Below are 13707 nucleotides of genomic sequence, written 5' to 3' on the forward strand. Positions count from 1 at the left end.
ATTAAATATTGCGCAGCATAGAGATATATTCCTCAACAATGTCTTCCCCCTCAATGATCAGATCACCAAGAATGTCCATTGCGATTTCATTAATCTCATCAATTAGAAGCTCTGACATCGTGCCATTAGCAGCAGCCAGCTTCAGTAAAGCTTGACTTCCATCCTCATCCAAAAGAGCAAGCAGTGCTTCCCGTTGTAGTGGACTTAAAGCATTGGCAAACTGTTCTGCCTCCGATCCTATGCTAACCGCTTGAGCTTCTTCAATCACCTCTACAGGCAACAATTCTTCCTTACTATCTTGTATTGGATCAATTTCACCGATAGTTGCTTCGAGCTTGCTATCCTCGTAATCTTGCTCGTCCATATTCTCAACCGTAAGCATCGTCCGTACAATTTCAGAATCACTTTGCAGGCGTTCTAGTTTCTCCGGATCTATGACGACTGTCGGCCCTATGTCTTCCTGCGTCTCTTTAAGGTACTCACGCTTTAGAAAACGAGTGATCAAATCGTCCATATCGGCATCTACATTAATACCTTTAAGTCGTCCGCGGTAGCCCATCAGTTCCCGGAGTTTATTCTCAGTCAGACGAAATAACCTTGTAATCAGACTACGAAGTGGTGGAGATTTACTAATACGTACAACCGGTATAAGAACAGAATAGCCATATAATGAAATATCATATACGGCACTTCGGAATAAATAACGCTCCCGCATCACCGCTGGTCCAGGCGGAAACATTTCAACTAGATTGGAGCCGTGTTTCCGGGTGACATAAGCATTAATTAACGCCACGACCTGCGGAATGTATTGTTCAAGAGCTTCTTTGCCTTCTCCGATGTAGAACTTGGATTTACTAATATCATAGTCCGACATTGCCGTTAATACTGCGAAGGTTAGCTGCTCAGGAGCAGTCGTCAGTCCTCTCATTAATTCAAGTTCCGCCAGATCCCCAGCAAGACCACGTGAACGAGCCACAATGATAGAAAGCGGGACATCCAAATGATGTACAAAAGAGAAGTCCGCGATCCAGCCGCCAAGATATTGATCCAAACGTTTATAACTTTCCCGGTAAGCTTCCCAGATCAGATTTAGCTGCCTATAGCCATCAATAGGGTCAGTCCACCCCACGCCATTAATAAGCTCATATACATGCAGAAAAATATAAGAAAGATCTGTTTTCAGATATCTGCCTTGTCTAACTTCATTCCGCCAATAAAAATACCATCTGCTTTGCGTGCCTGTCATATGGCCATATGTAGGCCAGTAACTCTTAAAAGGAACAAAAAGCGCTGTGTCCTCAGTTTTTTCAACTAATTCCTTCGCTCTTGTTACGAACTGCCCTTCGGTGGTAGTCACAGGCTCCGGCGTTTCCATCTCTGTATCCCAAAGCTGCAGCTGTAATGAAGGTTCAGGGGTTGAATTTGTTTTGCCATTATTCTTAGAAGATGACTTAGGCAGCGCAGGTTCAGGGGAATTTCGCGGCGGAATCGGTACATTTTGTTCCGTACTTTCCCAGACTAATTCTGTGAAATGCGGCTGTTTCCTATCATTACTCATGTGCGATCGCTCCGTCCTTATAAATAAGGATTAATGTAAAAAAACGGTCCTGTTCACAACTGTGAAGGAACCGTTTTGTTCTTACGTGAATAGTGGTCATCCATACAGGACGACAACATCGTTTCTTCTTGATATTCTAGCATTGTTGATAGATTAACATCAAGTATGTAATGCAGAATCACACTTTAGAGAAGCTCGGTTCCCTTTGTTTCTTTGCCAAGGAACAATACCGCTAATGCACCGATAATAATCGTTACAAAAAATAGCATAAAGATCGAGCCAATCGCCATAGATTTACCTACTAGAACCCCTACCAGCAAAGGTGCGATAATGCCCCCAATCCGGCCAAAGGAAGTTGCTAAACCAGCGCCTGTGGAACGAATAGCCGTTGGGTACAGCTCTGGCGTATAAGCATACATGCCACCCCAAGCGCCAAGATTGAAGAAGGATAAACAAATTCCTGCAGCCATCAGCATGCCTTCAGTAGTCGCATTTCCGAACCATGCAGCGCTAACTGCAGTGAACAGCATATAGATGACTAGGACAAATTTACGTCCGAACTTTTCAATAAAGTAAGCGGCAGTAAAATATCCAGGCAGCTGAGCGAGCGTCATAATAAGCACATACTCGAAGCTTTTGACCAAGCTGAAGCCTTTAAGTACCATAACTGTAGGCAGCCATAGAAACATGCCATAATACGAGAACACCACCGTAAACCATAAAATCCACAACATAATTGTAGAACGGCGATATTCCGGCGACCATACGGTAGCGATTCGTTTCTTTAAGGAAACGGGTGCCTTTTTAATCTCAGCAAATTTCGGTGAATCATCAATCGCCCGTCTTAGATATAAAGCGTAGAGTGCAGGTACAGCCCCAATTCCGAAAGCTATACGCCAGCCATAATCAGGGATAATGAAGAACGCGATTAATGCCGAAGCAATCCAACCGACTGCCCAAAAGCTCTCCAAAAGCACAACCGCACGGCCTCTCTCCTGAGCAGGCATGCTCTCTGAGACCAAGGTAGAAGCGACAGGCAGCTCTCCGCCAAGACCAAACCCAGCAATAAAACGAAGCACACAGAGGATCGCAAAGCCTGTTGCAAATGCAGATAATCCGCTTGCCGCCGAGAAAATAAGAAGTGTCCACAGCAATACCGGTTTACGGCCAAAGCGGTCTGCTAATATCCCTGCCGCTGCAGCACCTACTGCCATACCGACGGAATTAATACTAGTCAATATACCGATCTGCTCCGGTCCCAGATTCCAATCCTTAGCTAAAGCTGCTACAACAAAAGAAATCATTCCGACGTCCATCGCATCGAACATCCAGCTCAAGCCAGCGCTGAAGAGTAATTTCCTTTGTTTCGGATTCCGCAGCAGTGTCATTTGATTCACTTCGAAGCCCCCTTATTTCAACCTGTTAACCAATAAACTTACTTTTGATTGTTTCACTTATACATTTTAAAATTGAAGTGCTCAAAAATCAAGAAATAAAGCAGCATTAAAGTATTGTCTAGCCAGCGATTGAAAATAACAGGTCTGCACAGAAATTGTGGCGATAAGCAGCATATTACGAACGGATTCTCTCTGCGCTCTCGACAAATGTGTCAGCCGGTTAATCACACGATCTATAGAGCTTTTTAACGAGGTATCTTCTTTCCAAGAGAACTCCTTGTGCAACACTTGATCTACTTTACATTGCGTCTGAATCGATGGATTGCTTTTGATCTCCTCAAAAAGCCCTGCATAGGCGTAATACAGCTTGGCCGGTTCAATTAGATCATCATCATCGCGATCCGGCTTTAGGAACATTAGCTGGAACAGTTGGCGGATACTTTCAAAGTTAAGAGCGGATTTGAGATCATCGATAATAAACAAAAGCGCTGCCTGATTAACCGAATATTTCTTTCCTTCTTTAGGCGAACCGAGATATTCCTTGAAGTCGCGCTTGACCCAATTTTGCATAGCTGTGACGGTCAATGTGGAATACTCTATAAGATGGCCCAATGAAGCAATTTCACCAAGTGAAAAGCCTTTTACATGGCCGCCTTTAATGATCTTTTGTAATATGGGTGGAACATTGGTTGATAAAAAAGCGGGTAACGAAGTCCCCTTTTGTAATTCTTCACGGTGAAACTTTGCCCATGCCTCTTGGAGGATATTCAGCGGTTTCCGGTCTGACAATCCGGTCAATGAGAGCAGTAGACTGGACATCTCCACACGAGTCAATGCAAATGATTCCATATCTGTTTCCCTCCACCATTTGATATTTTACTGAAAAGTTCGTAGAATAGTTCATAAGAACTCATAATAATGAGTATAACCTATTTTAGGAACGAAAGGGATGGTAAAGATTATATGGGTATAGGACTTAGTTTGACGTTGGTGGTTATTTTGATTATTTTAACCGCTTTTTTTGTAGCAACAGAATTTGCATTGGTGAGACTTAGAGGTAGCCAGATCAGTCAAATGGTGCTTGACGGAAAGAAGAATGCCTTGGCAGTACAGAAGGTATCCGCTAATCTTGATGGCTATTTATCCGCTTGTCAGCTCGGGATTACTATCACTGCGCTGGGTATTGGTGCACTGGCAGAGCCTGCATTCGAACAGTTATTGCTTCCTATTTTCGACTGGGCCAATATCAGTTCTAGTGTGAGTCACCCTCTTGCGTTTTTACTCGCATTCATCATTGCAACATTCTTGCACGTCGTTGTCGGAGAACTTGCTCCGAAGACGGCAGCTATAAACATTCCGGAAAAAATCGGTCAAATTACTTCACCGCTGATTATTTGGTTCTACAGAATTTTGTACCCTCTCATTTGGTTCATGAACGGTTCCGCTAATATGCTTGTTCGTCTTTTTGGGATGAAACCAGCTAGTGAGCATGGAGACGCGCATAGTGAAGATGAGATTCGTTTGATCCTGTCCGAGAGTTACGAAAGCGGGAAAATCAATAAAGCCGAATATGGCTATGTTAACCGAATCTTTACTTTTGATGAGATGCTCGCCAAAGAAATCATGGTTCCGCGAACCGATATGGTATGTCTTTTCACCAATCATTCGTTGAAAGAAAATTTCGAAATTATCCGCAAGGAGCAATATACTCGTTTCCCTGTGGCACAAGGCAGCAAGGATAATATTATCGGAATGATCAACACGAAACAGCTCTATTTGCAGTATGATAACAATCCTGATTTTGATTTCCATAGTTTAATTCAACCCGTACTGACAGTATCTGAGGTGACACCGGTCAAGAATCTTCTAACTCGTATGCAGTTGGAGCGTGTGCATATTGCCTTGCTGCTTGATGAATATGGTGGAACATCCGGTCTCATCACGATTGAAGATATTTTGGAAGAAATCGTTGGTGAAATCCGTGACGAGTTTGACGGTGATGAACGCAGAGAAGTCGAAAAAATAAGCGATACTAACTATCTGTTCGATGGTAAGGTATCTCTGTTAGAGGTCAAGGATCTTACAGGGCTTGATTTCGAAGATGAAGAAGTGACCACAGTTGGAGGCTGGGTATACAGTCATATCGCAGATCCAGCCATTGGCAAAAGTATTGTTCGTGACCATGTAACATTGACCATCCGCGAGATGAACAGATACCGTGTCCGCAAGGTTGAAGTTGTTATCGAACAATCAAGCAACACTGAATCATCATAAATCACGAAATCATAACCTTTATTCATAAAAAAAGGAGAGGGTCATCAGATTAAATCTGACACTCTATCCTTTTTTCTTTTTGGAGAATTTTGCTCATATAATATTCATCCACCCACTCACCATCGATAATAAGAGATTTCCGCTTCGTCCCTTCGATTTCAAACCCGCTCTTGGTATACAGCCCCAAAGCAGCTTGATTATGGGTCATGACGGATAACTCAAGACGAACAATCCCATTGTTCATAGCCCAGATGTCCATCTCACGGAACAGGCCAGCCCCAATCCCATTCCCCTGATATTGTTTCTGAATCCCAATCACTATGTACGCGCTATGTCTATTACGTCTAACACTTCCACCTCTAACAGACAAGTAACCTGCCAAATGATCGTCAACCTCTGCCCCTATAAGAATTGAAGTTTCTGCTGCCAGAAAGCTTTCGAGCATTTCTTTGACCTGACAAAGACTAGCTTGTCTTTCATCCGGTTCCAATAACATAAATTTGGACTCTTGGTCTAACTGATGCTGAAGTCTAAGCAATTCACCTGCATCCTCCGGCACCAGTTCTCTAAGTGTAACCATCATATCATCACTTCCAATCGTAAAGAACTATAAGTACTTCTTGAATACCTTGCTGGAGCTGCTATCATAACCAAGAATTTCGTAGAAACGATGCGCTTCTTCTCTCTTTGCAGCACTTGATAACATAATCTTAAGGGCTCCCTTGGAGATTGCTACATTCTCGGCATGTCTCATTAGCATTGCGCCATACCCTTTTCCTCGTACTTTTTCTGCCACAATGACTCTTTCTATGACAGCAAAGGGCCTATCGTCACACAAAGCATCCATACAAAAATGAAGATGTAACGACCCGACAATTGTTTCTTGTTCTTCGCACACATATAGAAAACTCTCCGGATGATCTGCTATCTGCTTCAGCCGCTCAGGAGATACATGAATAGCTGGATGCTCAGGCAGCAAAATCCCATAAAGTTCTTCAATGAAGGTAGCGTCTTCGGGCACTGCTTCTCTTATCATTCGTCTACTCCCTTCTATACAACGATTAACAACGACAGACCATGATCACATTTCCATCGGGATCTTTAAAATTAAACCAATGATCATGCTCAATATCCGTGAGAATCTCTCCTCCGTTGGCCTTTACATAATCATAAGCAGCATCAATATCCTCGGTGTTAAGATGAAACGAAGGGATGTTTAGAACAGATTCAGCGGTGTAAATCTTACTGTCCAAAACGATGCCCGGTCCCTGCATAGGGACTACATATAAATGACCGAATAATACCTCTCCATCTAATGGGAGTCCAAGCAATTGGCAATACCATTGTTTTGATTTCTCAATATCCTTTACCGGAATAAAAACAGCACCAATCTGATTCAGAATCGGACTTATCATCATTAAGAAAGCCTCCTCTTTTAAGTTGACGGATAGGGTGTTATTCTAGAATAATTCGATAAAATATGTCAATTACCTCCCTCCATTTAGGGAAGGGCTGGTAAGTTGTGTTATAATTCTGTGAGCATTACTCCAATATCACGTACGTCAGGAGAATTACATTGGCTAACCTGAACTTCGGTGGTTTTAAAATGACCCCGCCCAAAGTTTTATCACTAGGATTCTTAATCCTTATCACTGCCGGGACTTTTCTGCTTAGTCTCCCGGTCTCCTCAACATCCGGACAAATATCCTTTATCGATGCCTTGTTTATGGCGACTTCAGCCACTTGTGTAACAGGCCTTGCGGTCATTGATACGGGAACTCAGCTAACTACCTTCGGACAAGTTGTTCTACTCATTTTATTTCAAATCGGAGGATTAGGCTTTGTAACGATGGCTACTTTGATTACCTTGGTCCTTAATAAACGGATATCCTTGAAAGAGCGAATCCTTTTGCAAGAATCCATGAACCAAAATTCGATGCAGGGAATTGTACTCTTAATCCGTAGAGTCCTGATCTATTCTCTTGTTATTCAGCTGTCGGGGGCCGTGTTGTTTGCTGGAAGGTTTATGATGGATATGCCCTTTGGGAAAGCAGCATATTATGGGATTTTTCACAGTATATCTATCTTTAATAATGCAGGCTTTGATCTCTTCGGTGATATTCATGGGCCGTTTAGCGGACTTACTCGTTTTGTAAATGATCCCATTATTAACTTCACCTCAATGAGTCTCATATTTCTTGGAGGGATTGGTTTTATCGTTCTGTCTGATCTTATGGACTTTCCTAAACGTAGAAGACTCACTCTTCATTCAAAGGTTGTTCTTTGGACTTCTCTTATATTGATTGTTATTGGTGCGGGGCTGTTTTTTTTACTGGAGTTTAATTCTACGCTGAAGCCCTTGAGTGCAAGCGGAAAGTTTTGGGCGACCTTTTTACAAGCGGTAACTCCGCGATCTGGTGGTGTCACCACCATTGAAGTTCCACTTTTACGGCAATCCACGCAATTTCTAATGATTCTATTGATGTTTATCGGAGCTGCACCTGGGTCGACGGGTGGAGGAATCAAGATCACTACATTCGCCGTACTGGTTACTGCAGTAGCTGCGCGATTACGGGGGAAAGAAGATATTGTAATGTTCCGCCACCGGATCGCTAAAGAAAATGTATATAGAGCCCTTACTATCACATTAATGTCTCTTATGCTGCTTGTCATCGCTACGATGTTATTATCCTTAACCGAGAGCGCTGAATTTCTAACTGTACTTTTTGAAGCAGTATCTGCTTTTGGAACCTCAGGCTTATCTATGGGCCTTACTCCGGAACTGACTACGGCAGGAAAGGTTCTAGTGATTATCCTGATGTTTATGGGCCGGACCGGACCACTTACACTTGCTTATGCTTTGAAACCAAAAGGCAGTAAAGAACTGTATCGTTACCCAGAAGGTAAGATAACGATTGGATAGTCATAATATGGCCAGCGGCTACCAGATAATGCCGCTGGCGTCATATCAATAAAAGTATTATTCTTCCACGATTTCTTGTTGATCAAGTGCAGCATCCAGCAACTGATTGTACACATCATCGTTATTCTCCAGCAATGCATCCGTTTCTAAGAACTGTTCCTCGCTCCCAGGCTCACCCGCAAAGCTTAGACTGTAATCCCATTCCGTTCCTCTTGTACTGAAGAAAGTAATTTCATATGGAGCCTTATGATTTTCGAGAGTGAATACAGTCCTCCCTACATAACTTTTATCTTCTTTACGGCTCATTTCAGCACTTACGATCTCTAAATTCATCCACTTATCTTCCTTCCTATCATCAAATCAGCTACCCTTTCAGTATATCATTGAAATGAATGTAATTCCTTCTCTTTGCACTGTAAATTCCACGTAATTGACTTTTTTCATCCGGCGGTTAATAATTTAGTACAATGCTTGTAAAGTACTAAACTATTAGTAAATGGAGGAAATTACAATGACTGATTTTCAGGCTAAGCTTAGTAAATATGCAGATTTAGCTGTACAAATAGGTGTTAATGTTCAACCCGGGCAAATTCTAGTGGTGAATGCACCGATTCTTGCCGCTGATTTCGTACGTCTAATTACCGCTAAGGCATATGCTATCGGAGCAAGTTTAGTTAAGGTAAACTGGAGTGATGCAAGCATTACACGCCAACAGTTTGAACACGCTGCACCAGAGGTATTCACTCAGCCTCCTACTTGGTACGCAGGTGAAATGACTGAATTCGCCGAAAAAGGTGCGGCTATCCTTAACGTGATCGCTGAAGATCCTGATGCACTTAAAGGTATTGATCCAGTACGTATCTCCAATTTCCAAAAAGTTCGCGGAGCTGCCCTCACCAAATATCGTGAAATGCAAATGTCCGACAAAGTGAGCTGGAGTATTGTAGCTGTTCCCTGTCAAGCTTGGGCGGATAAAGTATTCCCTGAGGTCCCAGCCGAAGAACGTGTAGATAAACTCTGGGAAGCCATTTTCCACACCGTGCGTCTTGACCGTGAAGATCCAGTAGCTGCATGGCAGGAGCATCTTGACACCTTGGAGCAAAAAGCGAATGTACTCAACGCAAAAAAATATAAAAAGCTGCATTACATAGCACCTGGCACTGACCTTAGCATCGAGCTTCCTGAAGGCCATATCTGGGCACAAGGAGACAGCATTAATGCAAAAGGTCATTCTTTTGTAGCCAATATGCCTACCGAAGAAGTCTTCACTGCACCACTAAAGACTGGTGTTAATGGCACTGTAAGAAGCACAAAGCCACTTAGTCATGGCGGCAACATCATCGATGGCTTCTCTATTAGCTTTGAGAACGGCCGTATTATAAGTGTTACTGCTGAGCAAGGTCAAGAAGCGCTAGAGCACCTCATTAGCATGGATGAAGGAGCGAAATACTTAGGGGAGGTTGCCTTGGTTCCTCATAAATCCCCTATTTCTGAATCCAACATTCTTTATTACAACACATTATTTGACGAAAATGCTTCTAATCACCTTGCTATAGGTATGGCTTATGCCTTCTGTTTAGAAGGCGGTAAAGACATGAATCCAGAGCAGTTAATTGAGCATGGCCTCAACAATAGTGTAACCCATGTGGATTTCATGATCGGGTCAGCTGAGATGAACATTTACGGGATAACTGCTGATGGAACTGAAGAACCTGTCTTCCTGAATGGAAACTGGGCGTTCTAATTTAAGCACACAAGAGATACAGGATATTGGGAGGAATAGAAACTATGTTGGATTTCAAGCAAAAGCTGGAGAATTACGCATTGCTGGCCGTGAAGATTGGCGTTAATATTCAACCGGGTCAGACACTCGTTGTGAATGCAGATATTGTATCCGCAGAGCTTGTGCGACTTGTGGTTCGTAAAGCCTATGAAGCCGGCGCGAGACTTGTAAAGGTAAACTATAGTGATGAAGTTGTATTACGTACACGTTATGATCTTGCTCCATCTGATTCCTTCCTGGAGCCGCCGCAGTGGCAAGCCGATGAATTAGAGGATCTTGCTAAAAAGGGAGCCGCATTTCTAACCATTATCTCCGCTGACCCAGATCTTTTAAAAGGCGTTGAACCTGGAAGAATTGCAGATAATCAACGTATTTCTGGGCAGACCCTAGCACCTTATCGTGAGTACTTAATGGGGAATCATGCGAGCTGGAGCGGCCTTGCCTTCCCATCAGCCTCTTGGGCGGCAAAAGTGTTCCCTGACGCTCCATCAGAGCAGCAGGTTGAACTATTATGGGACGCCATCTTTAAAGCCACACGTGCGGATCAGGAAGATCCTATTGAAGCATGGAGCCGCCATTTAGATGGACTCAAAACTCGTTGCGCTTCCTTGAATGAAAGTAAGTTTCGCAAGCTGCATTATACAGCACCTGGTACAGATTTAACTATTGAGTTGCCGGAAGGACACATCTGGTGTCAGGCAGGAGCTGTGAACGGTAAGGGCGTCCCTTTCCTAGCCAACATTCCAACGGAAGAAGTGTTTACTGCCCCTCTGAAGTCTGGTATTAATGGTAAAGTGAGCAGCACTAAGCCACTTAGCTACGGCGGCAATCTAATCAATAACTTCACGCTGACCTTTGAGAACGGTAAAGTGATTGATTTTACTGCTGAAGAAGGCGCAGAAACTCTGGCATCACTAATCGCACTGGATGAAGGCTCTTCCTATCTTGGTGAAGTTGCTTTGGTGCCTTTCCACTCTCCGATTTCTGAGAGCGGTATTCTTTATTACACTACGTTGTATGATGAGAATGCCTCCTGTCATTTGGCTTTAGGTGCAGCTTATGCCTTCACAATTCAAGAAGGAATTACGATGACTAAAGAACAGCTGTTGGAAAAAGGAATGAATCAAAGCCATACCCATGTTGACTTTATGATGGGCTCACCTGAAATGAATATTGACGGAATTAACGATGATGGAACAACAGTACCTATCTTCCGTAATGGGGATTGGGCTTAAGGCTTAAACAACACCCGTTAGATCCTAGATAGAACCAACTTCAAACAACCCGCTTAGCTCTCTAATTAGAGAGTAAGCGGGTTGTTTTTGTTTTAACAGCAACATTTCAGGTGGTAAGATGCCCAAATTTGAATAAAAGTTCAATATTTGTTCACACTATTGTTGATTTCCGTTCACAAATATGTCACAATACAGTTAAGGATTGAATTTCCAAGGAGGGGATTATCATGTTGAGAGACCCAGTATCCAAAGAAGTTGACAGCCTCGAAGAAGAACAGCTAGAAATTCAACCACCGGTAGATTCAAGAATTGTTGCATCTAATGCTATTAAATACACTGCCTATGTTATGCTGCTTTTTGGATTCTTGTATTTCCTGATTGCTTACTTGGCGCCTATGTTGGAACCTTAATGTGATGGATATAATTTTATTGGAAAACGCTTACGGTTAATCACTCTCTATGGAGCAGTGATTAACCGTTTTTATTAATTCCATGAGAATGCTTTGTTTGTCCAAGCTATTGCTGTTGGCGACCATACCCCGTTCATCTTCGTTTGTATCCAAGCTACGGCCTCTTCTCTATCCCCTTCAAAAGCGGATAAACCGTTATCTGACATCCAGTGACTGACCGTCTCGAACGAGGTGCTGCTCCAGCCATTTACTTCACCTTCATCATTCAGGCGTTGCTTGATGCCTGAGATCACCATATCTAACGATCCTTGCAGTTCAGTAACCGCGTTATCGAAGGCTGTTTTCTTTTCTTTTGCCTTCATATCAGCCTCTGCCCGAAGTTTACGTGTATCAATGCCTTCATGTTCACGAACAATCTGCAATAAGGTCACAGCTTCTTTACTAGCCAACCCATCCTTATACCGCTCTTCAATAGATTTGGTACTGCCTACTGCTGCTACAAATGCCGGGAACCACTCCCTTGAGACTAAAATAGCCTTTTTCTTAATAAACTTTCCGTATCCTGCAAGACCCTCACCTGGAAACTGCGCACGCCATGACCACGGATCTAATTCTGTTCCGGTATGCCAATTCTCGGGCTTAGTTAAGCCGTTTAAAGACGGGTGTCCGGGAATCAGCGCAGCAAGCGGTAAAATCCCCAATTTCGTAATAATCTCTGCTGTTTCCCCATAAGTGGTGACACTACCTTGTTCATATTCCTGACCCATTTGTTCATCATCTCCTAGATCTAATTTAATCTGATTTCATATTTCCAATTCCGGTTATAAAAGTGCTAATCAAGCGGGTTAGACTCTCGTTAGTATCGAGCGCCATACCAAATCCACCCTTTTGTTCCAAAGAGGCGAATCCATGTAGGAGACTCCGTAATCCCCTTACGGCATGAAGTTCTCCTTCTTCACCTAATTGATAACTCTTCATCACCTGAATTATAAACTGCAAAATATGCTCACCAGCCGCTTCAAGCTCCGTGTTCTCCTGTTCAGGGGCTCGTAGTGTAGTCTCATACAAACCTGGTCTACTTCTAGCAAAATCCACATATGCTCGGCCCATCGCGTGTACAGCAGCATCTCCATTTAATCCCTCAGCTGCGTTCGACATGCATGTAAATAATAACTCTAAACCGTAAATGGCGAGCCCAGTCCGCAAATCCTGCAGGCCATTTATATGGTTATATAGTGACGGGGAACGAACACCTAGTTTAGCTGCTAGTGCAGCCAAGGTAACAGCTTCTATACCTTCAGCATCGGCAATTTCTGCTGCTCTAATCACTAGCGTGTGACGATCTAATCCTGCTCTAGGTGACATTTAATTACTCCTATCCTGAATCATTTGTGCCTTACGTATGGCTTTCTCCATCTCTTGCTTTGGCGCTTTAAGTAAGTTGCCGTGACCCACAGCAAGTAAAGCTGGAGATAACTCTAGAAGCTTAATCGCACTATTCAGAGCTTGAGCTTTATTCCATGTAGCCATTGCTGGAAAAGGAAACAGGGGGATGATGGTTCCTGCCACCGCAGTTCCCCGGAAGGTCTGAAGAGCATCCCCCACGATTACAGCACCGCTGCGTGAATCAAGGAAAGACATAGAGCCGGGGGTATGTCCTGGAGTGTGAATCGCTGATAATGAGCCAATGGTATCCCCTTCGTGGAGAAGGACGTCTGGCTTGGTAGCTATCTTCTTCGGCACGCCTCCCTTAATAGGGGTCTGAGGTTCTCCTTCCCGAAGTGAACGATCTCCATGAAGTAATGCCGAATCTCGCTCAGAGATGTACACCTGAGCCTCTGGACGTTGCTTTTTCAGTCCATCCAGTGCCCCAATATGATCATCATGCGCATGCGTTAAGATTATGCGTGTAAGCTTCTTATTTAGCTTCGCTTCAGTCTCCATAATTCCTTTTAGACTAAATGGCATAGCGGCATCTATTAAAGTCAATCCATCGTTTTCCTCAATAATGTAACAATTCACTGGAAAAAAATTAGGCATCCAAGTCAATTGCAATAAATGACCTTCACGTGTTACTCTCATCCTTACCCCTCCGATAAACTAATGGTATTAGCTTAAATATAAACT

At 43.2% G+C, this 13707-nt stretch carries 15 protein-coding genes; 5 read left to right on the top strand and 10 right to left on the bottom strand.

Annotated elements, in window-relative coordinates; all coding sequences use genetic code 11:
* Position 1: 1 nt before the first annotated feature.
* From MHB56_RS00610 to MHB56_RS00620, 3 genes are all read right to left on the bottom strand, one after another.
* Positions 2-1558, bottom strand: coding sequence for a TerB N-terminal domain-containing protein (locus MHB56_RS00610; RefSeq protein ID WP_341143142.1), 1557 nt, complete (start codon positions 1556-1558; stop codon positions 2-4).
* 185 nt (positions 1559-1743) lie between these two features.
* Positions 1744-2946, bottom strand: a complete 1203-nt coding sequence (locus tag MHB56_RS00615) for an MFS transporter (protein ID WP_036677382.1) — start codon at positions 2944-2946, stop codon at positions 1744-1746.
* A 90-nt stretch (positions 2947-3036) separates the two neighbouring features.
* The gene (locus tag MHB56_RS00620; RefSeq protein WP_036676915.1) at positions 3037-3804 is read right to left on the bottom strand and encodes a DUF1836 domain-containing protein; all 768 of its coding nucleotides are present in this window, start codon (positions 3802-3804) and stop codon (positions 3037-3039) included.
* A gap of 114 nt (positions 3805-3918) precedes the next feature.
* On the opposite strand from MHB56_RS00620, the gene MHB56_RS00625 reads away from it, so the two are divergent.
* On the top strand, positions 3919-5229 hold the full coding sequence (locus MHB56_RS00625; protein WP_076126650.1) for a hemolysin family protein: 1311 nt from the start codon (positions 3919-3921) through the stop codon (positions 5227-5229).
* Positions 5230-5278: 49 nt separating this feature from the next.
* On the opposite strand, the gene MHB56_RS00630 is transcribed toward MHB56_RS00625, so the two are convergent.
* The 3 genes from MHB56_RS00630 to MHB56_RS00640 are packed head-to-tail and all read right to left on the bottom strand — an operon-like array spanning position 5279 to position 6644.
* Positions 5279-5812, bottom strand: coding sequence for a GNAT family N-acetyltransferase (locus MHB56_RS00630; protein ID WP_076184844.1), 534 nt, complete (start codon positions 5810-5812; stop codon positions 5279-5281).
* Positions 5813-5836: 24 nt separating this feature from the next.
* Positions 5837-6265 (bottom strand): GNAT family N-acetyltransferase, encoded by a 429-nt coding sequence (locus tag MHB56_RS00635; protein ID WP_341143143.1) that lies wholly within the window; start codon positions 6263-6265, stop codon positions 5837-5839.
* A 25-nt stretch (positions 6266-6290) separates the two neighbouring features.
* The gene (locus MHB56_RS00640; protein WP_036677380.1) at positions 6291-6644 is read right to left on the bottom strand and encodes a VOC family protein; all 354 of its coding nucleotides are present in this window, start codon (positions 6642-6644) and stop codon (positions 6291-6293) included.
* 191 nt (positions 6645-6835) lie between these two features.
* On the opposite strand from MHB56_RS00640, the gene MHB56_RS00645 reads away from it, so the two are divergent.
* Positions 6836-8152 (top strand): TrkH family potassium uptake protein, encoded by a 1317-nt coding sequence (locus tag MHB56_RS00645; protein ID WP_341144353.1) that lies wholly within the window; start codon positions 6836-6838, stop codon positions 8150-8152.
* Between the two features lie 57 nt (positions 8153-8209).
* Here the strand turns inward: MHB56_RS00645 and MHB56_RS00650 are convergent, their stop codons facing one another.
* A complete protein-coding gene (locus MHB56_RS00650; protein ID WP_076280402.1) occupies positions 8210-8485 on the bottom strand; it encodes a hypothetical protein in 276 nt (91 codons plus the stop codon).
* A 178-nt stretch (positions 8486-8663) separates the two neighbouring features.
* Here MHB56_RS00650 and MHB56_RS00655 point away from each other — a divergent pair, with 178 nt between their 5' ends.
* The 3 genes from MHB56_RS00655 to MHB56_RS00665 all read left to right on the top strand — a co-directional run bounded on the left by MHB56_RS00655 (position 8664) and on the right by MHB56_RS00665 (position 11580).
* Complete coding sequence (locus MHB56_RS00655) at positions 8664-9896, top strand: aminopeptidase (protein WP_036676902.1); 1233 nt, start codon at positions 8664-8666, stop codon at positions 9894-9896.
* Positions 9897-9940: 44 nt separating this feature from the next.
* The gene (locus tag MHB56_RS00660) at positions 9941-11170 is read left to right on the top strand and encodes an aminopeptidase (RefSeq protein ID WP_076126659.1); all 1230 of its coding nucleotides are present in this window, start codon (positions 9941-9943) and stop codon (positions 11168-11170) included.
* A gap of 227 nt (positions 11171-11397) precedes the next feature.
* Entirely contained in the window at positions 11398-11580 is a 183-nt protein-coding gene (locus MHB56_RS00665; RefSeq protein WP_076126661.1) for a hypothetical protein, read from the top strand.
* A 74-nt stretch (positions 11581-11654) separates the two neighbouring features.
* Here MHB56_RS00665 and MHB56_RS00670 read toward each other — a convergent pair whose 3' ends face one another.
* From MHB56_RS00670 to MHB56_RS00680, 3 genes are read right to left on the bottom strand one after another with little or no spacing between them, the layout of a single operon-like run.
* Entirely contained in the window at positions 11655-12347 is a 693-nt protein-coding gene (locus MHB56_RS00670; RefSeq protein ID WP_341143144.1) for an AlkZ-related protein, read from the bottom strand.
* 25 nt (positions 12348-12372) lie between these two features.
* On the bottom strand, positions 12373-12945 hold the full coding sequence (locus MHB56_RS00675) for a TetR/AcrR family transcriptional regulator (protein WP_076126664.1): 573 nt from the start codon (positions 12943-12945) through the stop codon (positions 12373-12375).
* Positions 12946-13662 carry an MBL fold metallo-hydrolase gene (locus tag MHB56_RS00680; protein WP_339168008.1) on the bottom strand — a complete coding sequence of 239 codons (717 nt, stop codon included), beginning with the start codon at positions 13660-13662 and terminating at the stop codon, positions 12946-12948. It abuts the gene before it with no gap.
* Between the last annotated feature and the right edge of the window lie 45 nt (positions 13663-13707).

Source organism: Paenibacillus sp. FSL H8-0315 (genome assembly GCF_038005365.1).
Classification (GTDB): domain Bacteria; phylum Bacillota; class Bacilli; order Paenibacillales; family Paenibacillaceae; genus Paenibacillus_AQ; species Paenibacillus_AQ odorifer.

Excerpts from the sequence above, each read along its gene's own strand:
- MHB56_RS00675 (WP_076126664.1), bottom strand. The coding sequence starts at position 12,945 with ATGTCACCTAGAGCAGGATTAGATCGTCACACGCTAGTGATTAGAGCA.
- MHB56_RS00665 (WP_076126661.1), top strand. The coding sequence starts at position 11,398 with ATGTTGAGAGACCCAGTATCCAAAGAAGTTGACAGCCTCGAAGAAGAA.
- MHB56_RS00630 (WP_076184844.1), bottom strand. The coding sequence starts at position 5,812 with ATGATGGTTACACTTAGAGAACTGGTGCCGGAGGATGCAGGTGAATTG.
- MHB56_RS00660 (WP_076126659.1), top strand. The coding sequence starts at position 9,941 with ATGTTGGATTTCAAGCAAAAGCTGGAGAATTACGCATTGCTGGCCGTG.
- MHB56_RS00680 (WP_339168008.1), bottom strand. The coding sequence starts at position 13,662 with ATGAGAGTAACACGTGAAGGTCATTTATTGCAATTGACTTGGATGCCT.
- MHB56_RS00670 (WP_341143144.1), bottom strand. The coding sequence starts at position 12,347 with ATGGGTCAGGAATATGAACAAGGTAGTGTCACCACTTATGGGGAAACA.
- MHB56_RS00620 (WP_036676915.1), bottom strand. The coding sequence starts at position 3,804 with ATGGAATCATTTGCATTGACTCGTGTGGAGATGTCCAGTCTACTGCTC.
- MHB56_RS00615 (WP_036677382.1), bottom strand. The coding sequence starts at position 2,946 with ATGACACTGCTGCGGAATCCGAAACAAAGGAAATTACTCTTCAGCGCT.
- MHB56_RS00645 (WP_341144353.1), top strand. The coding sequence starts at position 6,836 with ATGACCCCGCCCAAAGTTTTATCACTAGGATTCTTAATCCTTATCACT.
- MHB56_RS00625 (WP_076126650.1), top strand. The coding sequence starts at position 3,919 with ATGGGTATAGGACTTAGTTTGACGTTGGTGGTTATTTTGATTATTTTA.
- MHB56_RS00655 (WP_036676902.1), top strand. The coding sequence starts at position 8,664 with ATGACTGATTTTCAGGCTAAGCTTAGTAAATATGCAGATTTAGCTGTA.
- MHB56_RS00610 (WP_341143142.1), bottom strand. The coding sequence starts at position 1,558 with ATGAGTAATGATAGGAAACAGCCGCATTTCACAGAATTAGTCTGGGAA.
- MHB56_RS00640 (WP_036677380.1), bottom strand. The coding sequence starts at position 6,644 with ATGATAAGTCCGATTCTGAATCAGATTGGTGCTGTTTTTATTCCGGTA.
- MHB56_RS00650 (WP_076280402.1), bottom strand. The coding sequence starts at position 8,485 with ATGAATTTAGAGATCGTAAGTGCTGAAATGAGCCGTAAAGAAGATAAA.
- MHB56_RS00635 (WP_341143143.1), bottom strand. The coding sequence starts at position 6,265 with ATGATAAGAGAAGCAGTGCCCGAAGACGCTACCTTCATTGAAGAACTT.